Below are 24,290 nucleotides of genomic sequence, written 5' to 3'. Positions count from 1 at the left end.
GGATCACCCGTGACACAGCATCGCATCGACCCCGCCGCCGAGGGTTCCCTTCCGGCGAGGCTCATCCGGAAGCTGTCCCTGCCGATCCTGTTGATCTGGATTGCGATCGCCGCGGTCTCGAACACCATCTCGCCCCAGCTCGAGGTGGTCGGTTGGGAGCGCTCAGTCGGGCAGAACGCGCCCGATGCGCCGGGCATTCTCGCGATGCGGCACATCGGACAGGTCTTCCACGAATTCGATTCCGACAGTGCGGCAATGCTCGTGATCGAGGGCGATCAGCCTTTGGGTCCCGAAGCGCACAACTATTACGACGGTTTGGTGAAAAGGCTCCAGGCCGACACCGAGCATGTCGAGCACGTCCAAGACTTCTGGGGCGACCCACTGACAGCCGGCGGCTCGCAGAGCAAGGACGGCAAGGCCGCTCTGACGCAGCTGTATCTGCGCGGTAATCAGGGCGAAGCCATGTCGAACATTTCAGTCGACGCCGTCCGCAAGATCGTCGCCGACGATCCGCCTCCGCCCGGCATCAGGGCCTACATCACCGGCGCTTCGCCGCTGGTGACCGACAACTTCGAGGTCGGCAGCGCAGGCACCAACGAGGTCACCGGTATCACGTTCCTGGTAATCGGCATCATGCTGCTGTTCGTCTACCGGTCACTGGTGACGATGCTGATCGTCCTGCTGACCGTCGCCATCGAACTCGCGGCCGCCCGCGGTGTGGTGGCGGTCCTGGCCCATGCCGGCGTCATCGGTCTGTCGACGTACGCGACCAACCTCTTGACCCTCCTCGCCATCGCGGCCGGCACCGACTACGCGATCTTCGTCGTCGGCCGCTACCAGGAAGCGCGCGGAAAGGGCATGGACCGGATCTCGGCCTATCACGACATGTGGCACGGCACGGTCCACGTCATGGTCGGATCGGGACTCACCATCGCCGGCGCTGTCGCGTGCATGCAATTCACCCGGCTCCCCTACTTCCAGACGCTCGGCATCCCAGCCGCGCTCGGCGTCCTCGTGACGTTGGCGGCGGCCCTGACGCTGGGTCCGTCAGTGTTGTTGATCGCCACCCGGTTCGGACTCATGGAGCCCAAGGTCGCGCAACGGGCGCGCGGCTGGCGCCGAATCGGCGCCGCCATCGTGCGCTGGCCCGGACCGATCCTCGTGGTGACCGGCGCGATCGCGCTCATCGGAGTGTTCGCGCTGCCCGGCTTCGAGGTGAGCTACGACAACCGCCCGTATATCCCCGCCAGCGCCCCCGGCGTCGTCGGCATGGAAGCTGCCGAACGGCACTTCACCGAGGCGCGCATCAATCCCGAGCTGCTGATGATCGAAGCCGACCACGACATGCGGAATCCGGCGGACATGCTGATTCTCGAGCGCGCCGCGAAAGCGGTGCTGCATACGCCGGGAATCGCTCTGGTGCAATCGATTACGCGTCCGCTGGGTACGCCGATCACGCACAGCTCCATTCCGTTCCAGATCAGCGCGTCGAGCGCGAGCCAGATCATGAACCTGGGCTACCAGAAGGACCGGGCCAACGACCTGCTCAAGCAAGCAGGCGAGATCGACAACACGATCAGCGTCCTCAAGCAGCAGCTCTCGCTCCAGAAGCAGAGTGCCGCCGCGACCCACGATCAGGTCCAGGCGTTCCACGACACTGTCGAAACCGTCAACGACCTGCGCAACAAACTCGCCGATTTCGACGACCAGTTCCGTCCATTGCGCAACTACTTTTACTGGGAACCGCACTGCTTCGACATCCCCATGTGCTCGGCGCTGCGGTCGGTGTTCGACTCCTTGGACGGGATCGCCGATCTCTCCGACAAGTTCGGCACCATCACCGCGAGCCTCGACCGCTTGGATGCCCTGCAGCCACAGTTGGTGGCGCTGATCCCGCCGCAGATCGCGATCCAGGAACGTAATCGTGAACTGACACTGTCGAATTACGCAACCACCGGTGGCACCAACTCTCAGAGCGACGAGGCACTGAGGAACGCCACCGCCATGGGCAAGGCGTTCGACGACGCCAAGAACGACGACACGTTCTATCTGCCGCCCGAGGCGTTCGACAACGCCGACTTCAAACGCGGCCTCAAGCTGTTCCTGTCGCCGGACGGCAAGGCGGCGCGCATGATCGTGACGCATCAGGGCAATCCGGCGAACCCGGAGGCGATCCCTCATATCAACGCGATCAAGGAAGCGGTGTTCGACGCCCTCAAGGCAACACCCATGTCGGACGCCAAGATCTACCTCGCCGGTATCGGCTCCACCAACAAGGACATTCAAGAGGGCACCAAGTACGACCTGTTGATCTCCGCACTGGCGGCGGTCGCTCTCATCCTGCTGATCATGGTCATCGTGACCCGCAGCATCGTGGCCGCGGCCGTCATCGTCGGTACCGTCGTGCTGTCGTTGGGCGCTTCGATCGGCCTGTCAGTCCTGGTGTGGCAGTACATCTTCGGCATCCATCTGTACTGGGTCGTGGTGCCGCTGGCCATCATCCTGCTGCTGGCGGTGGGCGCCGACTACAACCTCCTGTTGGTGTCCCGGTTCAAGGAGGAGATGCACGCGGGCCTCAACACCGGCATCATCCGGTCGATGGGCGGCACCGGTAGCGTCGTCACCGCAGCCGGCCTGGTGTTCTCGGCGACCATGGCGGCGTTCATCTTCAGCCCCCTCATGATCCTCGGGCAGATCGGTACAACCATCGGCCTCGGCCTGCTGTTCGACACGTTGGTGGTGCGGTCATTCATGACGCCGTCGATCGCCGCGCTGCTCGGCAAGTGGTTCTGGTGGCCGCAGATCGTGCGCCAGCGCCCGGTCCCCGCCGAGTGGCCGACGCCGACTCCTTCCCGGGACAGCGACGAGGACGAACTCTCGTTCAGCCAGCGCTGACGGCGTGCTGGCCGGCGCGCCGTCCGGAATACACGCAGTCGGCCAGGGATAGCCCACTCACATAGGAGTTGGCACAGATGCCGACGGCAGTACGTCCCGCCGCAAACAAACCGCCGATCGGCTGTCCCGCTGGGGTTTTCACGGCGCCGGTGTCTTCATCGACGATGAGGCCACCGAGCGTGAACATCGGGCACGGATTGATGAGGCTGGGCTTGACCGAGATCGCGATCAGCGAGTACGGCCCCCGTTCGATGGGATGGACGAACTCGGCCGGCTTGCCCAGCGGATCAGGGCGCCCCGACGCCGCGGCATGGTTGTGCTCGGTGACGGTCTGACGTAGTCCCGTTGGGTCGACACCCGCTTTGGCGGCAACGGCTTCGAGGGTGTCCGCCTCTACGCGATCGGTCCGTAGCATCGCCTCCATCTGTAGCCGCTGGAACCAAATCGCCTGCTGCGGAAGTTGTTCGCGTGCCTGCTCGAGCAACGTGCGGTCGGCGAGAATCCAGCCGCGGCCGTTGTGGTCTCGCACCATCGCATTGCCGATGGCGGCGCCGTAACGGGTTTCGTCGATGAACCGGTGCCCATGTTCGTCGACGACGAGCCCGCCGAGCATCGCGCTGGGCGGGGTGATGAACCGCCACGCTGAGACGTTGTCCAGCCGATCCACGGCCGCGCCGACCTCGATGCCGAGATCTATGCCACTGCCGTCGTCCGCGCTGGTTCCGAGCTGGAGGCCCTCGCGATACGCCGGAGCATGTTGCGCGATCAACTCCCGATTGGCGATATAGCCTCCGGCGCACAGGATTACGCCCTTGCGGGCATGGATGTCGACCGTGTGGGCATACCTGCGTTCCAAGGCAGCCAGGCGGCGTTCCATCGCGGCGCGCAGCGGCGGGTAGTAGATGCCCGGTTTTACTGCCAGCGCTGCGTACGTCGCATAACGTCGCTGCACCCACGCCGGCGCGTGCGCGAGCGTGCTGGTGCGCACGCCCACCACCCGACCGGTGGCATCGCTGAGGAGTGAGGCGGCACGCGTGTGGAACATCGTGCGTACACCCGCTCGGCTCGCCGACGCTGCCAGTGGCTGGTACATCTTCTTGCCCGACGCCCCTGGTCCCTTGGCGCGGTGTCCGCGCTGCACCGGCGGGGTGAGCGCGCGAAAATGCCCGGAGTTCTCGCTGCCCGAGTAGTACAGGTAGTACTTGTTGTTGGGATAGGACGTCTTGTAGGGGCACACCGATGCCTCGAACGGCACGCCGTGTGCCGTGAGCCAGTCGATCATCGCAGGACTGCCGTCAACGAAGCGCCGCAACGTTTCTGGCCGTACCGCATCGCCGATCTCGGCGTGCAGGTAGGTGTACATGGCGTCAGCGGTGTCGTCGATACCGGCTTCGCGCTGGACCCACGTGCCACCGCCGGCGTAGATGATCCCGCCCGAGACCTGCGTGGCGCCGCCTCCGTTGAACCGGTCGATGGCGAGGACATCCGCTCCGCGGGCGCGGGCCTCGAGCGCAGCGCATACGCCGGCAGCTCCGTAGCCGACCACGATCACATCCGCGGTGACGTCGCTCATGGCGATCCTTCCGGTCGATAACTCGAACTTCCAGTTTGGACTCTGAGTACAACATATCAGTTTGGACCCGGGCTACCCGGTCTCCGGATTTACTGGGCCACCTGCTCGTACACTTCCACTCGTGGCTGAACAAACGGGACGGACGGTGCCCACAGCAGTGGCGAGCAAGCTCTATGCCGCAGCGGAACTGATCGCCACCAAGGGCCTGGAAAACACGAAGATCGAAGAGATTGCGGCCGCGTCCGGTGTCCCGAAAGCCACGCTGTACTACTACTTCACCGGCAAGGACGACATCCTCGGCTTTCTGCTGCGGGATTCACTGGGCGACCTCGCACGCGAAGTCGCCGAGGCTGCCGACTCCGCCGGCAGTGGCAAGGAGCGGCTGGTTGCGGTCATCACCGCGCAGGTCGCGCACACGATGAACCGGCCGGGGACCAGCATGGCTCTGGTTGGCGACCTAGGTCGCGCGATCAGACTCCCCGACCTCGCATCGGCCGTCCAGGATGCGTTCTACGAACCCATCGCCCGCGTACTGGAGGCCGGGGCGGCGGACGGCACCTTGAAACGCGTCACGGATCCGCGTAGCGATGCGATCAGTATTTTCGGCGCGGTGATGATGACAGCGCTGCTGCACAACGTCGTCGACTCGGGAAAGACCGAACGCGACGTTGCCGGTGAAGTCATCGACTTCGTCCTGAACGGCGTGGCGCCTGCGGGCTAGAACGCCGATCTCCGACCACAGCACGATCCCAGCGGGCCCTTGTCACGCATAGGTTGTTGCGGTCGCAGCAGCAGTTACGTCGCCCGGTCGGACCACTACGAATTCGTCTGCCCAATAACGACTTTCATGGTGGGTTCCGCTAGCGCATCGATGGCATCGTCCCAGGCAGCGTACGTGGTCGTGACGAGTGTCGGGTCGAACTTTCGATCTGCGACCATCGCCAGCACCTCGGGAATCGCCGGCCGGACGTGTGCACGTCCGGCGTGCAGGGTGCAGCAGCGTGAGTACATCGCGAACATCGGGATCTGCGGATCCCGAAGGTACACAGAGGTACTCGTGCACACCCCGTCGGCAGCCGTGCTGTTCAGCGCACACCGTAGCCCGGCTTCGGTGCCACTGGAATCAACCGTGACGGCGAAGCTGCCGACCTTTCGGTCCGGCAGGCGGTCGATGACCGACGCGCCGTATTTCTCCGCAATGGACAGCCGCTGCGGATCGGTGTCGACGTAGGTCGCCGCGCCAGCCCCGGCCGCCAGCGCCAGTCCGACCGCGTACAGTCCGATCGAGTGCGGCCCACCATCGCCGCCGACCACCAGCACCTCCGCATCGGGCTCATTGACGAGCTGAGGCCCGACGGCCCGCCAGGCGTCCGGGATGTTGTCGCTGGCGCTTGCGACAACCGCCGGGTCGATGCCTGGAGGTACCGGGACAAGCATGGCGTCGGCGTGCGGAACCCGCACCCGGTCGGCCAGCAGACCGCCCCACTGCAGGCCACCCATCTGCCCCAGGCCGAACGTCGACATCCGTGGGTGGCTCGCACAGTTCCCGGTGCGGCCCCGGAGGCAGGGTTTGCAAGTGCCGCACGAGATTTGGAACGGAACGACCACCAGGTCGCCGATTGACACCGAGCGCACGTCCTCGCTGATCTCGATGACTTCCGCGACGCCTTCATGCCCCAACGGATACGGCCCAGGCAAGGGATAGGTCCCGCGCAGGACGAGCGTGTCCAGGTCACACGTCGCGACGGCCACCGGCCGCACGATGGCCTCTCCGGGGCCGGTGAGTACTGGCGCGGCGACTTCGGCCCAACGCAACGAGCCGGTACCGAGAAACGTCAGCGACTGCATCATCAACATAGGACGAGTGTCTTAGTATGACGGTTGTCTTGTCAAGATATTCTTCTCCGATGCCCCGCATCTCCGACTCGCGCGACCGCATCGTCCGTTCGGCCGCAGCATTGTTCCGGCGCCAGGGCTTTGCCGCCACGGGATGGCGTCAGGTCATCGCGGAAAGCAATGCGCCTTGGGGGTCGCAGGCCCACCACTTCCCCGGCGGCAAGGAGCAATTGGCCGTCGACGCATTGACCGGCGCGGCCGAGGAATACGAACAGATGTTGCGTTACGCGATGTCGCAGTATGGGCCGGCCGATGCCGTCCGCATGTGGACCAAGGTCGGCGCGCGCGAACTCGAACGCAGTGGATGGGCAGACGGCTGCCCGATCGCCACGGTTGCTCTCGAAGAGGCCGCCCGGTCCGAAGCGATCGGCACCGTGTGCCATCAAGCGTTCACCAGCTGGCGGACGGTGATTGCCGAAGCCCTGACCGCTGCGGGACTGGCGGACGACGATGCCGCCGACTTGGCCCTGACCGTCCTGGCCGGCATAGAAGGCGGCCTGCTACTGACCCGGGCAGCCCACGACGGCGACGTACTGGTCACGGTCGGTCAGCAGCTGGCGAGCCTCATCGAGGCGCGCATCACTGCCGCTACCGGCTAGCAACTGGACGCACTTGGCGCCGAGTTCACCAGCTGGACCGACTGGCGATGTCACTGTTACGAACCGATCCCCCGGACAAGCAGCACGACGGCATCAGACCCGGCCCGCCAATCTACCGAGATTTCCTGGTACTCAGGCGAATTCGCCCACTCGCGGAACAACTGTTCGTCGGGGAACGACATCAGCACTACCTTCTGACGGTCCCAGTCACCTTCGATGACAGTCGGCGCCTCGTCGGCCGCAAGGATGGTTCCCGAGTATTTCGCGAAGACGCCCAGGAATCGGTCAGACTCCGGTCCAAGCGCTGGCGATCCGTTTGCCGATGTCGACGACTTTCGCTCGCTGCGCTTCGGGTGCTTCGATCCGGCGGCCGACCTGTTTGGCGATGACGCGCTTGATCTCTGAGTCGACGTCCGCGACGATGCGCAAGAGTTCACCCCGCAGCGTCTGCGACGTCACGTTGACAGTGATGTCCTTGCGCTCCGGCTTGGGGATATCGATGATCAGCAACAGCGGCACCGCAGCCCGAGCGGTGGCAATCAACGCGATCTCGCCCGCCACCATGAATCTTGAGCGGTCCACTCGCAGGTCGATCAGTAGATCGATGTCCAGCGGTATCCGAACATCGAACGCGATCATGTCGCCGGCCCTGCGCGTCACCTGAGGATGCCCGATGCTGACGCGTGCGGTAACCCGAGCGATTCCCGCCGGGCCGGCCGGAAAGGGTCCGAGTTCGAAGGCATCGCCCGCCATGGTGCCGAAGCCCTCGGCTACGCGGTCAGCGGTGACGGCAACCTCGAAGAATTTCCGGCCGAATTCCTCGTACGTCGCGAAATCGTGCATCGACACGAAATCAAGATCAGTCGACGGTGTGGACGATCAAGATGTCGATCTTGGCCTTTCGGGCAACGTCAGCGGGTACCGACCCCAGCAGTCGTCCCGCTGTCGAGTCGAGGCCGACATCGCCGACGACGATCAGCTCTGCCTCGACCTCCGTCGACAATCTGACCAACGCCTCGACCGGTGCGCCGATCACCGAACGCTCCTCGATGTCTATGGCACCTGCACCACGGGCGAGCTGGCCGGCCTCATGGAGAATTTCGTACACATGTGCATCACCGTGCACCCGGTATCCTTCGCGCCCCAGGGCATCCTCGGCGCGCCGGTCACTCGCCTTTTCGGGTGCAGCCGGTCGTGCCCAGCTGCCCTTCTCGACTTCGTGAAAATGCGCGGTCGCGATCACCAGCTTCGCGCCGTGCTGCGCCGCAAACGCGGCGGCCTGCTCCACCGCTTTCATCGACGAGTCTGAACCGTCCGTACCCACGAGGACCGTTTGATAGCTGCCCATAGCCGTCTCCTTACGGGAGGGAAGTCGTCACGAGATTAGCGCAAAGAGCGCGGTTGACGTGGGCGTTTGAGGTGCATCGGGCGGCGCTCCTGCGGCGGCTCCGCCAATCGGGGGACAGTGCTTTCATCCCCCGTGTCAGCCGGTCACCGGACAGACTCGCGGCCGGCCGAGCGAGACGCTGAAGGCAACGCAGTACTCCGACACCGCCGACACGTCCCGGAAGGACCTCGCCATGACCGCCATCGCCGTCGATGCCATCGAGCCGGACCCGGTCGACCGCTGCCCGGACGCCGGACGGTCCGCTGCCAAACGGCGCGCGATCATCCGGACCGTTGCCGAAGTGGGCACCCCGTTGCTCGCGTTCTATGGCCTTCGCGCTACCGGGCATTCGGAGTACTTCGCGCTCTTGGCCGCCACGATCGTCGCCGGCATCCCGGTGGCGTATGGCCTGGCCAAGGCCCGTCAGCTCGACCCGTATTCCGGATACCTCATGTTGATGTTCGGGCTGACACTGGCGGTCGCGTTGGTGACCACCAACCCACAGCTGGTGCTGGCCGGGCAGACTCTCGTCGGTGGCGTTGCAGCCGTGGTTTTCCTGGCGAGCTGCGGCATCGGCAAGCCCATGACTCAGTTCGTCGCGGCGCGGTTCATGCCCGCGACCACCGAACGCACACTGACCGCGGCATTGCATGCATTGCACATCCGGTTGAGTGCGGTCGTCGGCGTCGGCCTGGTCGTTCAGGTGGCCGTCCTGCTGGCGATCATCTACACGTTCCCCTTCGACGTCGCGAACGGATTGGTCAACCTCGTCGGTTCCGTGATCGTCCTCGCGATCGCCGCGGTGGTCGCACTCATGGTCCGCCGATTCAAAGGGTCGCTCCGCTGATCGAAGTCGCCGGGCGACCGCAATCCGCGGCTTTTCCTCCCGAACGCCGAGCGGCGCACTCAGCATTCGACGACGTTAACGGCAACGGCCAGGCCACCGGTCGAGGTTTCCTTGTACTTGGAGCTCATATCCATTCCGGTCGCGCGCATGGTCTCGATGACCTGATCGAGGCTGACCCGGTGGGTGCCGTCACCGCGCAGTGCCATGCGTGCGGCGTTGATGGCCTTGCCCGCGGAGATGGCATTGCGCTCGATGCAGGGGATCTGGACGAGCCCTCCGATCGGATCGCAGGTGAGCCCCAGGCTGTGCTCCATCGCGATCTCGGCTGCATTCTCCACCTGTTGCGGTGTGCCACCGAGGATTTCGGCGAGGCCGCCGGCCGCCATGGACGCCGCAGATCCGACCTCGCCCTGACAACCGACCTCGGCGCCGGAGATGGATGCGCGTTCCTTGTACAGCGAGCCGATGGCACCGGCGGTCAGCAGAAACCGGACGGTCGCATCATCGGGATCGGCTTGCCCGGCGGCGGTGTAGTGCAGCGCGTAGTACAGAACGGCCGGGATGATGCCGGCCGCACCGTTGGTCGGTGCCGTGACGATGCGTCCGCCCGAGGCGTTCTCCTCGTTGACGGCCAGCGCAACCAGATTCACCCAGTCTTCGGTAAAGGCCGGATCCCGCTGCGGGTCTTCGCCATTGAGCCGCAGGAACCAGTCCTTGGCCCGCCTGCGGACTCGCAGGTTGCCGGGCAGGTAGCCGTCGCGAGACATCCCATTGGTTGCGCAGGCCATCATCACGTCCCGAATGTGCAGCAGTCGTTCACGTACCTCGGCGGCGCCGCGCGTCGCGCACTCCAGGCTCATCATCGCGTCGCTGATGGAGATGCGATCACGATCGGTGCGGGCCAGCAGTTCTGCGGCTGAGGTGAAACTGTTGGCACTGCGGGCACATTCAGGCGGATGGGCCATGTCGGCTTCGGTGACCACGAAGCCACCGCCGACCGAGAAGTACGTCTCACTGAAGAGCACCCCGCCGTGCACCGACGTGGCGGTGATCGTCATCGCGTTGGGATGACGATCGAGTTGTTGCGCCGGGTGTAGCGCGATGTCGGATTCATTGAGCGCGAGGATGATTCGACCGCCCAACCGGATTCTGCCGTCGGCCCGGATGACCGCAAGCCGCTGCTCCATCTCGTCGGTCTCGATGGTCTCGGGCCGGTGACCCTCCAGGCCGAGCAGGATGGCCGGCATGGTGCCATGCCCGCCGCCGGTGGCAGCCAACGATCCGTACAAGTCCACGCGGACGTCGGTGACGTGGTCGACGACATTGCGAGCGATGAGCTCGTCGACGAAGAGGCCGGCCGCCCGCATCGGGCCGACGGTGTGTGAACTCGACGGCCCGATCCCGACCGAAAACAGGTCGAACACGCTGATCGCCATGACAACTCCGGGTAGAGCGAGAATTGGTCGCCAGCCTACGCAGCTGAGCCCTGACTGGGCGCGCGACTGGCGGACAGTCGACCCGCTGAAGCGGTGTTCCAGCAGCAAAAGTACGAGTGGACGCCTGCTGGAACACCGTTTCGGCTCACGATCACGCGTGGCTGTCAACCCCTACGTGCCCTGCCAGCGGGAGCGACCTGCAGAGCCGGAAAAGCCGGTCGCTAACATGAATGCGCTGCTCAGCGCGATCGGCCAAAGCGACCCGTAGGACAGATGAGTTGAATACACCAGAACTTGCCAATTGGAACACCCAGGAAGCCCTGGCGGAGGCGATGATCCCGCTCGTCGGCAACCTGCACCGCTCGACCGGCGTCACCGTCTTGCTGCACAGCCGGTCGCTGCTGAACAAGTCGGTCATCAGCATCCTGCGCACGCACCGCTTCGCCCGGCAGATCGCCGGCGAGGAGCTGTCGGTGGTCGAGACGTTCCCGTTCCTGGAGGCAGTGGCAGCCCTTGACCTGGGTCCGGCCAAGATCGACCTCGGTTTGCTCGTGCACGCGTACCGGGCAGACGAGCGCGGCCTCTCGGTCGCCGATTTTGTCGCCGACGCCCTCTCTGAGGTCACCGGCGACAACAAGGGCAAGCTGCAGGGTCCCCGTGACGTGGTGCTTTACGGCTTCGGCCGCATCGGCCGCCTTGTCGCGCGGCTGCTCGTCGAGAAGGCCGGCTCGGGCTGCGGGCTGAATATTCGCGCCGTCGTGGTCCGCAGCGGTGGCGCCGACGACCTCAAGAAGCGTGCTTCGCTGCTGCGCCGCGACTCGGTGCACGGGCACTTCAACGGCACCATCAAGGTCGACAAGGAGAACAACCTCCTCATCGCCAATGGCAACGTCATCAAGTTCATCTACGCCAATGACCCGTCCGAGGTCGACTACACCCAGTACGGCATCAACGACGCCATCCTCATCGACAACACAGGCAAGTGGCGCGATCGTGCCGGCCTCGAGCAGCACCTGCGTCCCGGCATCTCGAAGGTCGTCCTGACCGCACCGGGTAAGGGCGACGTGCCGAACATCGTGCACGGAGTCAACCACCTCGGCCAGGACGTCAACCAGCAGATCTTCTCGTGTGCATCGTGCACCACCAATGCGATCGTGCCGCCGCTCAAGGCGATGGACGAGAAGTTCGGCATCATCCGTGGCCACGTCGAGACAGTCCACTCGTTCACCAACGACCAGAACCTTCTGGACAACTACCACAAGGCCGACCGTCGCGGCCGTTCGGCGCCGCTGAACCTCACGATCACCGAGACCGGCGCGGCCTCGGCCGTCGCGAAGGCGCTGCCGGAGCTCAAGGCCAAGATCACGGGTAACTCGATCCGTGTTCCCACCCCTGATGTCTCGATCGCGATCCTGAGCCTGCAGCTCAAGAAGGAGACGACGAAGGACGAGGTGCTCACGCATCTGCGCGAGACGTCGTTGTCGGGTCCGCTGAGCCGCAACCTCGACTACACCGCCGCGACCGACGCCGTATCGAGCGACTTCATCGGTTCGCGCGCGGCATCGATCATCGACGCGAACGCCGCGATCGTCGACGGCGACCAGGCAATCCTGTACTGCTGGTACGACAACGAGTTCGGCTACTCGTGCCAGGTGGTCCGCGTGGTGCAGTACCTGTCGGGCATCGAATACCCGACGTACCCGCGCAGCTGATCTCCTCTTCCGCCGAAACGGCATTCCGGCAGGCACGTTCTCGAACTTGTTCTGCTGGAATGCCGTTTCGGCGTTGTGGGCCTGCGGGAATCTACCGGGTGATCGAATGCACGAGGTCGATCGCGGCGCCGAGCGTGGTGAACCGTTCTTCGAGGGTGTCCCCCGCCGGATAGATGCGGACCGTGTCGACGCCGGTGTCGCACCACACCTGCAGGCGGTCCCGCACCATGTCCGCAGTACCGATCAAGGTGGTGGCAAGGATCATCTCGTCGGTGATGAGCGCCGCCGCACCCTCGCGGTCACCGGACTGCCAGCGTTCGCGGACCGCCGCCGCAACTTCGGCCCAACCTTGCCTGCTGTACGCCTGGTTGTAGAAATTGGTTGAGGCCGAACCCATTCCACCGAGGCTGAACGCCAACTCGGATTTGCGGGCGTCGATCAGTGTCTTCAGATGCTCCTCGTCACGGGCGAAGGACACCTCGGCGCCCTGGCAGATGTCCAGATGAGCGCGGGTTCGGCCGGAGCGAGCGAGTCCGTCATCGAGATGCGCGAAGTAGGCGTCGTCGGCGCCTTCCGGGACAAAGCTGGTGCCGAGCCAGCCGTCGGCGACTTCGCCGGTGAGACGCAGCATCGCGGGCGTGAGACTGGCGACATACAAAGGGATTTCGTGTTCTGCCCGCATGGACAGCCGCATCGGCTTCGCGTCGCCGCCCGGCAGCGGAATCTGGAACTGCTTGCCGCTGTAGGAGATCCGATCACCGGCCACCGCTTGGCGGATGACGTCGATGGTCTCCCGCATCCGGCCCAGCGGCTTGGCGAACGGTACGCCGTGCAGTCCCTCGATAACCTGTGGGCCTGATGCGCCCAGGCCCAGTAGGAAGCGTCCTTCCGACAAGTTCGACAGCGTGATCGCGGCTTGAGCGATGGCCACCGGGGTACGGGTGCCCAGCTGAATGATGCCCGAGCCCAACAACATCCGCTCCGTGCACGCGGCATAGAAGCCCAGTGCAGACGGCGCATCGGACCCCCACGCCTCGGCGACCCAGCAGATGTCAAGGCCCAGCTTCTCGGCTTCTGCCACGAAAATCCGTTGGTACTTCCAGTTTCCGAGGCTGTCCGCCTCGATCGTGGTCGCCGCGCGCATCAGCTTTCGGCCCGCTGCTTGATGTGGGCAAGGGCTGCCTGCATGCCGGTCTCGAATTCGCGGAGCCGGTTGAAGACGATCTTCTGCTCCTTGTCGGGCATCCGGGTGATCGCCAGAGACAACCCGGACGGCGCAGGGCCCATCTGAGCCCATTGCGCGAGCCGGGTTCCGGTGCCCTCGTGGCTCAGACTCAGCCGCCAGGTCGCGGTCGGGTTCTCGGCATCGCCGATGGCCCAGGCCATCACATGCCGCGGCTCGTACTCGACGATCTCGGACTCCGTCGACCAGTCACCGAGCGCCGGGTGGCTGTTGTACCCGACGAACCGGGCACCGATACGAGGTGTGTCGCAGCCTTCGAGCCACTCGACTCGCTGCAACTCCGGGCTGCACTCGGGCATCACCGTGATGTCGGAAGCCAGTTCCCATACCCGCTCGACCGGCGCGTCGATCCACGTCGAAACCTCGACAGTAGGGGCGTCGGCATACACCGCACCGGTCCACTCCATGACTCAACTTCCCTTCGGGGTACGTGCGCCGGCAGCGAAAAGCGTTCGCGCCGACAGCAGCAACTTCAGTTCGGCGTTGACGTCATCGAGCGGCTGCAGACTCGACGTGGCCCGGCACATGGTGATCGCACCCTCAATGGCACCGAGCGACATGGTCGCGAGCCGGCGGGCCGCGACGACGTCGAGTCCCTCGGCGGTGAGTGAGTCGGTAACCAGCCCATGCCACGTGCGAAAGATCTGATTGGCGTGCTGCGCCAGCGTCGAGTCCGGCGGAGCGCTCACCGCAATGGATACCACCGGGCAGCTGGCCGCAAAATTGCTCTTGCGCAGCAGCTTCCGCCAGAACTCGGTGACGGCGTCGATGATGGCGGCAGAGCCCCTCGGGGCCGCCTTGGCGATCAGCGCCGATATCGCATCGCCGCTCAGTTGCGCAGCCTCATCGACGATCTGCGCGCGTCCGTTGGGAAAGTGGTGATAGATCGAGCCGCGAGGTGCCCCGCTCCTGCTCAGCACATCGTCGAGCGTGACACCGTCGACGCCACGCTCACGCAGCAGTTCGACTGCGGCGAGCACCATCGACTGGCGGGTGTCGGGCGGCATGGGCAACTCCAGGCGGGCGGTTCAATCGACTCGAATTATGATTCCTTTCATAGAGATGCGTCAAGAGCGGGTAATCCGAATGCTACTTCGCACGCCGTTTAGTCATGTTCACGGCGCTTCACCCAGCAGATTATGAATCAGTTCATAGTGGTGACCGCAGCGCCAGGGAGAACTACAGCGTGCCGTCCAGATAAGCGGTGCGGCAGGCGCGGCGGGCCAGTTTCCCGCTGGTGGTGCGCGGGATGCCGCCGGCGGGCAGCAAGCGGACGTCGGCGACCGGCACGTCGTGCCGTTCAGGCACAAGCGCGTGAATCGCATCGATGGCCGGCTGCGGATCGCGACGGGCCGTGCCCGATGCGCGTTCGGCGATGATCACCAACTGGTCGCCGTCCTCCGCCGGGACGGTGAAAGCCGTCACGTATCCGCGCCGTACCAGAGGTGAGGCGTCGGCGACGGTGGCCTCGATGTCCTGTGGATAGTGATTTCGACCGCCGAGCTCGATGACGTCGGCCAGGCGACCCGTCACGTACAACTCACCGTCGAAGTAGAAACCCAGATCTCCGGTGCGCATCCAGGATCCGTCGACATCGGCACCGTCGGCGTGACTGTTCTCCGGCAGGGCAGTCCGCAGCCGAGCGTGGAAAATCCTCTGGGTCTCGTCTGGCCGGCCCCAGTAACCCCGGCCGATGTTGTTGCCCTGCAACCAAATCTCGCCGACTCGCCCGTCCGGCACCTCGGTTCCGGTAGCCGGGTCCACGATCACAGTCCAGAGACTGCGGGCCGTCTGCCCGCAGGAGACCTGCGCGACCGCACCTGGCGCATCCGCGGCCACAGGCTCGGCGATGCCGGCCGACAACTGGCCGCGGTCGAAATACCGCACCGTCGCCTCGGCGTCAGGGGCAATGTTGGATACGAAAAGTGTTGCCTCGGCGATGCCGTAGGACGGCTTGATCGCCGTCTTCGGCAGTCCGTGCGGTTCGAACGCCGCGTTGAAGGTGTTGATGGCGTCAATGCTGACCGGCTCGGAACCGACGATCATCACGACATTGGCCAGGTCGATGTCGTCACCGGGGTTCGGCGCGCCTCGATGCGCCGACCACTCGTAGGCGAAATTCGGTGCGGCAGTGACAACCCGGCCGACCTTCGACCCATCCGACAACGCTTGGATCCATCGCAGCGGCCGGCGGACGAACGCGGTGGGAGACAACAACGTGGAATGCCCGCCGTATACGGTGGGAAAGCCGATCATGGACAGACCCATGTCGTGGTACAGGGGCAGCCAGCTCACGCCGTGCGTGTTGCGGTCAAGCATGTCGATGGACAGGATCATCTGAATCAGGTTGGTGCCCACGGCTTTATGCGTGATCTCGACGCCGACCGGCGGTCGGGTGGCGCCCGAGGTGTACTGCAGGTGCGAGACGTCGTCGATCTCGATGTGGACGGGACTGAACGCGGCGCCTTCCTCGTCGGGCACTTCATCGACGGCGATGACCGTTGGCGTTCCCAAATCCGGATGAGCGGACAGGAATTCGGTGACGGCCGACCGCGCCGACGACGTCGTCAAGATCGCGGCCGGTCGCGCGTCGTGGAGCGCCGTATCCAAACGTTCGGCGTGCCCCGGCAATTCGGGCGCGAACAGGGGTACCGCGATAGCGCCGGCCTTGATCGCCGCGAAGAACCCGGCGACGTAGTCGAGTCCCTGCGGCGCCATGATGGCGACTCGATCACCACGCTCGGTGACAGCCTGTGCCCGGGCCGCGATCGCCGCCAGCCGCACCCCGAGCTCGGACCAGGTCAATTCGAAGGTCCGTGCCTCATCGCCGGAGTAGTCCAAGTAGCGGTATGCCACCATGTCGGGCAGATGGGCGACGTTGCCGTCGATCAATGCGATCAGCGTCGCGGTGGGCGGCAGTGTCACGGTCCCCGACTCGTCGATACAGTCCTCGATCTGGAACAGGGCGCTGCTCTGAGTCATGGCTCCAGCCTAGGGCCGAATGCCGTGCACCGGCTGTGGCGCGCGACACGACAGCTGCAGACGTGTTCAGCGTTCCACCGAAAAGGGCTGCGCCGTCATACTTCTAGGCCTCCGGGTCACCGCCGGGACCATTCGTCGGCCAGCAGCTCATAGGACCGCACCCGGTCGCTGTGGTCGTGGGTGATGGTCGTGACGATCAATTCGTCGGCCTCGGTGGCATCGCGCAACCGCTCCAGCTTATCGGCGACCTGGGCGGCCGATCCGACGAACTGAGTGTCCACCCGGTCCGCGACGAGCTCGTGTTCGGCGGCGGTCCAGGCGTACGTCCGTGCTTCGGCCGGGGTCGGGAACGGGATCGCGCCTTCAGCCGTGCGGATGCTGCGGACCCACAGACCGTATCCGGCGGCGCGCTCCCGGGCGGTGGCCTCGTCCTCGGCGACGACGACGTCAGCCGAGACCGCGACGTAGGGCTCGCCGAGCTCGGCCGATGGCCGGAACGCGGCCCGGTAGGCGTCGGTCGCCTCAAGGACCGACGCCGGCGCGACGTGGTAGTTGGCCGCGAACCGCAGCCCTCTCGCGCCGGCGACGTCGGCACTCTCACCGCCGCTGCTGCCCAGGATCCAGAGCTGGAGGTCAGCGCCTTCGCCCGGCACTACCTGTGCCGTCAGCCCATCGGCGTCGCGGTAGACGCCGGCGATCAGCGCCAGAATGTCGTCGACCTGGTCGGTGTAGTTCTGCGACTGCGCGCCCGGTTGCTGAAGCAGCGCCCGCTGGAGGGCAAACCGCGGGGACTTCAACAGCGGTGTCGGATCGAACTTCGAGGGGATCAACACCCCGTCAGAAGAACGGCCGTTGGCCGAAGGGGCCACCGCGGCCCGCGCCGGCACTCTGGGTTCCCGCGGCTTGCCGCCGGAGCGACCCAGTCCCAGATCGAACCGGCCCGGATGGAGCGCGTCGAGCAGTCCGAACTCCTCCACTGTCGCCACAGCGGTCCGGTGGCCCATCTGAACCGCGCCCGAGCCGAGCCGGATGGTCGATGTCTCCGCAGCGGTCAGCGCAAGAAGCACGGCCGGCGACGTGCCGGCAATACCGGGATTGAGGTGATGCTCGGCGAACCAATACCGCGCATAGCCGAGTGCCTCCGCGCGCTTGGCGAGGTCGACGCTGTTGCGCAGCGCCTGCGGCGCCGTCGAACCCGACGAGATCGGCACCAGATCGAGCACCGTCAGCGGAGTCGCCATCTACGACGCCACCTCGGTGGACTGGTTCGCCCGGGTCGCCGGCGCCGGTAGCGGCGCCAGCCCCAGATGATCGCGCAGCGTGTGGCCCGTGTATTCGGCCCGGAACGTCCCGCGCTCCTGCAGCAGCGGCACCACCCGATCGACAAAAGGATCGAGCCCGCCGGGCGTGATGTGTGGGACGAGGATGAATCCGTCACTGGCATCGGCCTGAACGAAGTCATCGATGGTCGACGCGATCGTCTGGGGTGACCCGATGAACGACTGCCGGCCGGTGACTTCGACAATCAGTTCACGACTGCTGAGGTGCTGCGCCTCGGCTTTGGCCCGCCACTCGGAGGCGATCGCGAGCGGGTCGCGGAACATGCGCACACTGGCCCGGCCGAGGGAGATGGTGTTCTCCCCCACGACAGGATCCACCGTGGGGAGTGGGCCGTCCGGATCATGGTCGGACAGGTCCCGATTCCAGAGCTGTTCGAGGAGTTTGATCGCGGTCTGCGGCGACACCTGGGCAAGCCGGACCTGGTGCGCGATGTCGGCGGCCTCCTGGTCGGTGTCGCCGATCACGAAGGTGGCGGCCGGCAGGATGAGCAACTCGTCATTGCGACGCCCGTATCGCGCCAACCTGCCCTTGACATCGGTGTAGAACGCTTGCCCGGCCGCCAGCGTGCTGTGCCGGGAGAAGATCGCGTCCGCGGCGGATGCCGCGAATTCCCGGCCCTCGTCTGAATCGCCCGCCTGGAAGATCACCGGCCGGCCCTGGGGGCTGCGTGGCACGTTGAACCTGCCGTGGATGTCGAAGTGCGAATCCGTGTGCGCGAACGCACCGGCATCGCGATCGGACAGGAACACCCCATCGTCCTTGTCTGCCACGATCTCGCCACCGTGCCACGAGTCGAGGAGCTCCAGCGTCGTCCGCAGAAACGTCTTGGCCCGTTCGTACCGCTGGTCCTCGGCCAGGAAGCCACCGCGGCGAAAGTTCTCCCCGGTGAACGCGTCCCACGACGTCACGACATTCCAGGCGGCACGGCCTGCCGAGAGATGGTCCAGCGAGGCGAATTGCCGAGCGACTTCGTAGGGCTCGTTGAAGGTCGAGTTGATGGTGCCGGTCAACCCGAGCCGGTCTGTCACCGCGGCCAGTGCGGCCAACACGGTGAAGGTGTCCGGACGACCCACCACATCGAGGTCGTAGATGTGCCCGTTCTGTTCGCGCAGCCGCAGCCCTTCGGCCAGAAACAGGAAATCGAATTTCCCGCGCTCGGCGGTCTGAGCGAAGTGCACGAACGAGCTGAACTCGATGTGGCTTCCCGCTGCCGGGTCACTCCACACGGTGGTGTTGTTGACCCCGGGGAAGTGCGCGGCGAGATGAATCTGCTTGACTGGCTTACCCATTGGCTGATCCTCGGATTCTGCGGGTATCGGCGGTTCAGGCGACCGTGTAGCGGTTGACCGGATGCGGCAGGCCGAGCAGCCCACGTAACGTGCCCGCTTCGTACGCGGCGCGGAACAATCCGCGGCGGCGCAATTCGGGCACCAGATGCTCGGTGATCTGGACCAAGTCGTGCGGCAGCGCCGCCGGCCGCAGCCGAAAGCCCGTCAACCCGGCCGCGTGCCACTGCTGCAGCAGGTCCGCCAACTGTGCGGCGGTGCCGGTGAAAACATCTGCGTCGCTGCGATATTCGGAGCCGGCAAGGTCATCGAGCCGGCGTCGGCGCGCCTGGGCAGCCAACTCGCTGTCGTCGAGAAAGACCACCAGGTCGCCGAAGATGTGCAGCGTCTCGGACTCCCGGCCCACGGCCTGTTGTCGTGTGCGGATGTCGCCGACAATGCCTGCCGCGTCTCCTGCATCACTCGGGGTGACAAACCCGACGTCCGTGCTTTCGGCGATCAACTCGTACGATGCCCTGCCGTGGCCCAATGCCGCGACGATCGGCTGGCCCTGCGGCGGACGAGGCGTGATCGCCGGGCCCTTGACCGAAAACCAACGACCCTCGAAGTCGATGTAGTGCAGCTTGTCCCGGTCGACGAATCGCCCCGTCGCGGCGTCGCGGATCTCGGCGTCGTCCTCCCAGCTGTCCCACAAGCGCCGCAGCACCTCGACGTAATCCACAGTCTCGGCGAAGTATTCATCGGCCCGCTGCGGATCCGCCGGCTCCCGCCGCCCGAAATGCGCCGCCACATCCGGCCGTCCCGCGATCTGGACGCGGACGCCCGCCCGCCCGGCGCTCACATAGTCGAGGGTCGCGACCGCTTTCGACACGTGGAAGGGCTCGGTATGGGTGACGACCGCAGTCGGCACCAGACCGATCCGCTGGGTACGAGGCGCGACCCGTGCGGCGATGAGCACGGCATCCAACCGCCCACGGACTCGATCGATGCGATCATCTGGCTCGTACGGTTCGTCGGACTGAACTGCCAACGAGTCCTCGATGGTCACGAAGTCCAGTGCGCCGCGTTCGGCCTCGATCACCAGATCGGTCCAATAGTCGGCGCCAAAAAGGTCTGCCGGTCGCGCGTCGGCCTCCCGCCACGCGGCCGGGTGCCATCCGGCGCCGTCCAGAGCCACGGCCAGATGGAATCGGCTCGACGAATCAGGCATCACGCGACCTGCCTTCCTGACGGATACGACCACTGTGCCGAACCGCGCGCAGATCGCGCCCCGCGGAGACACCGCCATCGCGACCGAAGGGAATAACCGGATGGTTGCGTGGCTCGCTTGGTCCGAGCCGTATCCGGGGTCGCACCGCCATGGTCACGGTCAAGGCGGCCAGCGTGCCGAAGACCAGGGACGGGCACGATCGGCGTGGCCTGTCAGCGCCTAAACAGGCTTCGCTTCAACGTCTTTCACGCCGACACATCGGCCGGCCGAGCAGCCTCGTCACGACCCGACAGGTCGTGTGGCGTACTCGATCCGACCAACTCCTCGCGTCTATCGATGCCGCCGTCGGGGCGCCGTCGCCGGGCAGGAGACGCCGCGACGCTCCTGAAATCATCAGGATTGCAAACCCGGCCGGGACCACCGGCGGGGCGGTCGACCTACCGGATGCCGCGGACCAGACGGCCGGGACGGGCGCCGGTGTCAACGCCGTGCCGACGGGTGACGGTGCCGCTGACGATGGTCGCATCGTATCCACTTGCGCCCTGCACCAAGCGTTTTCCGCCCGCCGGCAGGTCATGGACCATCTTCGGTGCATGTAGGGTCAGCGCGTCCAGATCGATGACGTTGAGGTCTGCCTTCTTGCCCACACTGATCACGCCGCGGTCGGACATGCCGTAAAGCTGGGCAGTGTCGTGTGATTGCTTCCGGATGACGTACTCGAGCGGCAGCTTCTCGCCGCGGTGCCGGTCCCGGGCCCAGTGGGTGAGCAGGAACGTCGGGTAGGAGGCGTCGCAGATCATGCTGCAGTGCGCACCGCCGTCAGACAGTCCGAGCACACCCGCCGGGTGGGTGAGCATCTCGCGGATGGCGTCATGGTTGCCGTCCGAGTAGTTGAACATCGGGTACATGAGCATCGCGCCGGCATCAGCCTCGAGCATCAGGTCGTACATCGCAGCCAGCGGATCCACACCGCGCCGCTCGGCGATCGCCGCCACGGTGCGTTCGACCGTCGGCTCATAGTCGGGCGGTTCGCCGATGTGGTACAGGCGATTTGCCGCATTCTGCGCCAGCATGAACATGCCGTCGAACAGCTTGGTCGGGTCGATCGGCAGGTCGTCCTCCGCCAGGATCGCGGCTCGCACCGCGGGTTCGGCAAGCTTCTCCGCGAGTTCGTCGCGCGTGCATTCGGCGGCCAGTCGACGGTAGGTCGGCCGGTGGGTGAACGCGTGGTGGCCGGGGAAGCCCAGCAGCATGCCGAACGGCCGGGCCGCCACTTGCGGGAACAACCGGCTGCCGGCCTGGTGCGCCGCAGCGGAGAGGTCGAGTTGTTCGCGCCAGAGGTTCGGGTCTGCGTCCACCTGGATCAGCGCGAAGCTCAGCGCGCAGTCGATCTCCTCGCCGAGCCGTCGCATCCAGTCGAGTTCTTTGCGCGGCGCGATGATGTCCTCGCCCGCGGCACCCTGCGGAGCCAACTCGAAGACCGCCGCCCCACCGGCTGCGGCGGCCCGGCCGAGGGCGAACAACTCGTCCTCGGCGGCAAAGGTGCCGGGCACCGGTTCGCCGTCCATGGCCCGGTGCGCCACGGTACGTGACGACGAAAAGCCCAGGGCCCCAGCCTCTATCGCCTCCTGGACCAGTGCCGCCATGGCTTTGATGTCGTCGGGCGTGGCGGGTTCGTTGCGGGCGCCGCGCTCGCCCATCGCGTACGCGCGGACCGCGCCGTGGGCGATCTGGGTGCCCATGTCCACGGCCAGCTCGCGCTTGCCGACGACGTCGAGGTATTCGCCGAAAGTCTCCCAGCCCCAGGTGATGCCCTCGGTCAGGGCGGTGCCGGGGATGTCCTCCACGCCTTCCATGAGCGCGATGAGCCATTCCTCCTGGCCCGGCCGCACCGGCGCGAAGCCGACGCCACAATTGCCCGCGACGACCGTCGTCACCCCGTGGTTGCTCGACGGTTCCAGCACACTGTCCCAGCTGACCTGGCCGTCGTAGTGCGTGTGGATATCAACGAAGCCAGGAGCGACGATCTTCCCTCCGGCGTCGATGGTCTCTGCCGAATCACCGGACAGCACAGGGTCATTCGGACCACGCCGGTGAACTTCGACGATCTTGCCGTCCTTGACCGCGACGTCGGCGGTGAACCGGCCGGCACCGGTCCCGTCGACGACAGTGCCGCCGGTGATCACCAGATCGAACACATCTACTCCCTCATTGCCAGCGCGACGTCCGTCAGTGGCAGTACTGTAACACCGTTACAGACGGACGGGACGGGGTTCTTCCGGCTGAATCCGCACGGGTGCGGTTAGGGTGATCGGCGAAAGCGAAAGGAGGTGCTCATGGTTGAACTGAACCAGCGTGGTCTCGGCGGCTCACCGAAAACTGTTGATGCTCAAATGATCCTGGATACCGCGGCAGCCTTGCTGGAGCGCGACGGCGTCGCGGGATTCTCCATGCGCGGTCTGTCCGAGCACCTCGGCGTCGCCGTCACGTCCATCTACTGGCATGTCGGAGGCCGGGACAAACTCTTCGACCATCTGATCGACCGGTTGATCGAGGTGATGGCCAGCCTGCCCGCCAGCGGCAACACTCCGGCGGACCGCATCGCCGCACTGGCCCGCGCACAGCGCACCGCACTCATCGAGCGTCAGCACCTCATGGCGATCGCGCACGAACGGGACCGGACGCCGGCACTGTTCCAGCCGGTGCAGCAGACCCTCGCCGCCGAACTGGCCGCACTCGGGATCACCGGCAACCAGGCGGCACTGGCTTTGCGGTCCATCGAGGTGCACGTGATTTCGTCTGCGCTGATGCAGTTTTCGGCGATTCGCAGCGGTGAGCACGACGAAGAGGATGCGTCGCTGTGGGGTGACGACTGGCCGGATCATCGACTGGTCGATGCGTTGCGCTCGCCCACCGATTACGACGCGGTGTTCGAGTACGGGCTGGCCGCGCTGCTCGCCTCCCTCGTACACACATCACTGGGTGGCGAACCGGCGGTTTCGTAACTTGGGGGTCGCCTGCTCGCGCAGGACCCGGGCGCGCTCGGTCATGGCCGCGGCAACGGCCTCGGGGTGGGTGGTCAGGTAGAAGCCACCGGCGGCCGACTCGGCGAAGATCACCTCCGCGGCGGCGAGCGGGTCCATGGCGGTGATCTGGTGCATGGCGGTGCGCTCCGACTCCGACGCGTCGGCCGCATCACCACTGCCGATGTCGACTCCGCCCGCAGCAGTGAAGATGTTCGACTGCACGGGACCGGGCAACACCGCCTGCACACAGATGCGGCCGTCGTGGCCGGCCAACTCAACCTCGACACGCAGACATTCGGTCAGCGCCAGCACCGCGTGCTTGCTCACGATGTACGGCGCCTGCAACTGCACCGTCGACACGCCACCGACAGACGACATGTTCCACACCCACGCCGGCTCCTCCGACGCCAGCATGCCGGGCAGGAAGGCCCGGACGCCATGGAAGACGCCACTGACGTTGATGTCCATGACCCGCTCCCAGTTGGCGACCGGGGTATCCCACAGGTAGCCGAACTGCTCGACGCCGGCATTGTTGACCAGCAGACGTACCGGCCCGATTTCACTGCTCACCCGGTCTGCCAGCGCCTGCACGGCCTCGGCATCACGCACGTCGCACACCGCGTCGACAGCCGTTGCGCCGGCCGCCGTCAGCTCGTCCCGCAGGGCAACGATCGCCTCGGCATCGACGTCGGCCAGCACCGTCGTCATACCGAGTTTGGCCGCATGCCGAGCCAGCCCGGCCCCGATCCCCGAACCGGCACCCGTGATCACCGCGATCCCACCACCGAACAGTTGCTGTGCGCCCATGTCCGAAGTAAATCGCAGAGCGTGGCCCCGGACAGCCCGAAAGTCCGATC

At 65.7% G+C, this 24,290-nt stretch carries 20 protein-coding genes and 1 pseudogene; 6 read left to right on the top strand and 15 right to left on the bottom strand.

All coding sequences use genetic code 11. From position 1 onward, the window contains the following. Positions 1 to 9 precede the first annotated feature (9 nt). On the top strand, positions 10 to 2,895 hold the full coding sequence (locus G6N59_RS02435; RefSeq protein ID WP_138230684.1) for an MMPL/RND family transporter: 2,886 nt from the start codon (positions 10 to 12) through the stop codon (positions 2,893 to 2,895). On the opposite strand, the gene G6N59_RS02430 is transcribed toward G6N59_RS02435, so the two are convergent. Next, entirely contained in the window at positions 2,882 to 4,468 is a 1,587-nt protein-coding gene (locus tag G6N59_RS02430; RefSeq protein ID WP_138230683.1) for an FAD-binding protein, read from the bottom strand. The two genes, G6N59_RS02435 and G6N59_RS02430, sit on opposite strands and share 14 nt — an antisense overlap. Before the next feature lie 121 nt (positions 4,469 to 4,589). Here G6N59_RS02430 and G6N59_RS02425 point away from each other — a divergent pair, with 121 nt between their 5' ends. Then, positions 4,590 to 5,189, top strand: coding sequence for a TetR/AcrR family transcriptional regulator (locus G6N59_RS02425; protein ID WP_234884232.1), 600 nt, complete (start codon positions 4,590 to 4,592; stop codon positions 5,187 to 5,189). A gap of 95 nt (positions 5,190 to 5,284) precedes the next feature. Here the strand turns inward: G6N59_RS02425 and G6N59_RS02420 are convergent, their stop codons facing one another. Next, entirely contained in the window at positions 5,285 to 6,325 is a 1,041-nt protein-coding gene (locus G6N59_RS02420; protein WP_138230682.1) for a zinc-dependent alcohol dehydrogenase, read from the bottom strand. Positions 6,326 to 6,375: 50 nt separating this feature from the next. Here G6N59_RS02420 and G6N59_RS02415 point away from each other — a divergent pair, with 50 nt between their 5' ends. After that, on the top strand, positions 6,376 to 6,963 hold the full coding sequence (locus G6N59_RS02415; protein ID WP_163910863.1) for a TetR/AcrR family transcriptional regulator: 588 nt from the start codon (positions 6,376 to 6,378) through the stop codon (positions 6,961 to 6,963). A 56-nt stretch (positions 6,964 to 7,019) separates the two neighbouring features. On the opposite strand, the pseudogene G6N59_RS02410 reads toward G6N59_RS02415, so the two are convergent. The 3 genes and pseudogenes from G6N59_RS02410 to G6N59_RS02400 all read right to left on the bottom strand — a co-directional run. Next, positions 7,020 to 7,244 (bottom strand): annotated as a pseudogene (locus G6N59_RS02410) (DUF1330 domain-containing protein); the annotation flags it as partial. Between the two features lie 4 nt (positions 7,245 to 7,248). Further along, a complete protein-coding gene (locus G6N59_RS02405) occupies positions 7,249 to 7,812 on the bottom strand; it encodes a hypothetical protein (RefSeq protein ID WP_138230680.1) in 564 nt (187 codons plus the stop codon). A gap of 10 nt (positions 7,813 to 7,822) precedes the next feature. Further along, positions 7,823 to 8,311, bottom strand: a complete 489-nt coding sequence (locus G6N59_RS02400) for a universal stress protein (protein WP_138230679.1) — start codon at positions 8,309 to 8,311, stop codon at positions 7,823 to 7,825. A 232-nt stretch (positions 8,312 to 8,543) separates the two neighbouring features. Between G6N59_RS02400 and G6N59_RS02395 the strand changes: the two genes are divergently transcribed. Next, positions 8,544 to 9,197, top strand: a complete 654-nt coding sequence (locus tag G6N59_RS02395) for a VC0807 family protein (RefSeq protein ID WP_138230678.1) — start codon at positions 8,544 to 8,546, stop codon at positions 9,195 to 9,197. Between the two features lie 59 nt (positions 9,198 to 9,256). Here the strand turns inward: G6N59_RS02395 and G6N59_RS02390 are convergent, their stop codons facing one another. Further along, positions 9,257 to 10,633, bottom strand: coding sequence for an L-serine ammonia-lyase (locus G6N59_RS02390; protein ID WP_138230677.1), 1,377 nt, complete (start codon positions 10,631 to 10,633; stop codon positions 9,257 to 9,259). A gap of 278 nt (positions 10,634 to 10,911) precedes the next feature. Here G6N59_RS02390 and G6N59_RS02385 point away from each other — a divergent pair, with 278 nt between their 5' ends. Continuing rightward, complete coding sequence (locus G6N59_RS02385) at positions 10,912 to 12,345, top strand: glyceraldehyde-3-phosphate dehydrogenase (RefSeq protein WP_138230676.1); 1,434 nt, start codon at positions 10,912 to 10,914, stop codon at positions 12,343 to 12,345. 91 nt (positions 12,346 to 12,436) lie between these two features. Here G6N59_RS02385 and G6N59_RS02380 read toward each other — a convergent pair whose 3' ends face one another. From G6N59_RS02380 to G6N59_RS02345, 8 genes are all read right to left on the bottom strand, one after another. Beyond that, positions 12,437 to 13,489: an LLM class flavin-dependent oxidoreductase gene (locus G6N59_RS02380; RefSeq protein WP_138230675.1), complete on the bottom strand. Its 1,053-nt coding sequence runs from the start codon at positions 13,487 to 13,489 to the stop codon at positions 12,437 to 12,439. Beyond that, the gene (locus tag G6N59_RS02375; RefSeq protein WP_138230674.1) at positions 13,489 to 13,995 is read right to left on the bottom strand and encodes an SRPBCC family protein; all 507 of its coding nucleotides are present in this window, start codon (positions 13,993 to 13,995) and stop codon (positions 13,489 to 13,491) included. The genes G6N59_RS02380 and G6N59_RS02375 overlap by 1 nt, the downstream gene beginning before the upstream one ends. Positions 13,996 to 13,998: 3 nt before the next feature. Then, positions 13,999 to 14,595, bottom strand: coding sequence for a TetR/AcrR family transcriptional regulator (locus tag G6N59_RS02370; protein ID WP_138230673.1), 597 nt, complete (start codon positions 14,593 to 14,595; stop codon positions 13,999 to 14,001). A 172-nt stretch (positions 14,596 to 14,767) separates the two neighbouring features. Continuing rightward, positions 14,768 to 16,570 (bottom strand): fatty acyl-AMP ligase, encoded by a 1,803-nt coding sequence (locus G6N59_RS02365; protein WP_138230672.1) that lies wholly within the window; start codon positions 16,568 to 16,570, stop codon positions 14,768 to 14,770. Positions 16,571 to 16,686: 116 nt separating this feature from the next. After that, a complete protein-coding gene (locus G6N59_RS02360) occupies positions 16,687 to 17,811 on the bottom strand; it encodes an LLM class flavin-dependent oxidoreductase (RefSeq protein ID WP_138230671.1) in 1,125 nt (374 codons plus the stop codon). Then, positions 17,812 to 19,200 (bottom strand): NtaA/DmoA family FMN-dependent monooxygenase, encoded by a 1,389-nt coding sequence (locus tag G6N59_RS02355; protein WP_138230670.1) that lies wholly within the window; start codon positions 19,198 to 19,200, stop codon positions 17,812 to 17,814. Positions 19,201 to 19,234: 34 nt separating this feature from the next. Then, positions 19,235 to 20,407: an LLM class flavin-dependent oxidoreductase gene (locus tag G6N59_RS02350; protein WP_179970266.1), complete on the bottom strand. Its 1,173-nt coding sequence runs from the start codon at positions 20,405 to 20,407 to the stop codon at positions 19,235 to 19,237. Positions 20,408 to 20,844: 437 nt separating this feature from the next. Then, entirely contained in the window at positions 20,845 to 22,605 is a 1,761-nt protein-coding gene (locus G6N59_RS02345) for an N-acyl-D-amino-acid deacylase family protein (protein ID WP_138230668.1), read from the bottom strand. A gap of 138 nt (positions 22,606 to 22,743) precedes the next feature. Here G6N59_RS02345 and G6N59_RS02340 point away from each other — a divergent pair, with 138 nt between their 5' ends. Then, on the top strand, positions 22,744 to 23,412 hold the full coding sequence (locus tag G6N59_RS02340) for a TetR/AcrR family transcriptional regulator (RefSeq protein ID WP_138230667.1): 669 nt from the start codon (positions 22,744 to 22,746) through the stop codon (positions 23,410 to 23,412). On the opposite strand, the gene G6N59_RS02335 is transcribed toward G6N59_RS02340, so the two are convergent. Beyond that, positions 23,383 to 24,240, bottom strand: a complete 858-nt coding sequence (locus tag G6N59_RS02335; protein WP_138230666.1) for an SDR family NAD(P)-dependent oxidoreductase — start codon at positions 24,238 to 24,240, stop codon at positions 23,383 to 23,385. The two genes, G6N59_RS02340 and G6N59_RS02335, sit on opposite strands and share 30 nt — an antisense overlap. Between the last annotated feature and the right edge of the window lie 50 nt (positions 24,241 to 24,290).

Origin of the sequence: Mycolicibacterium aubagnense, assembly GCF_010730955.1 — a bacterium.
Lineage (GTDB): Bacteria > Actinomycetota > Actinomycetes > Mycobacteriales > Mycobacteriaceae > Mycobacterium > Mycobacterium aubagnense.
Note: the sequence above shows the minus strand (reverse complement) of the source record. Positions and strands in the feature narration are given on the sequence as shown.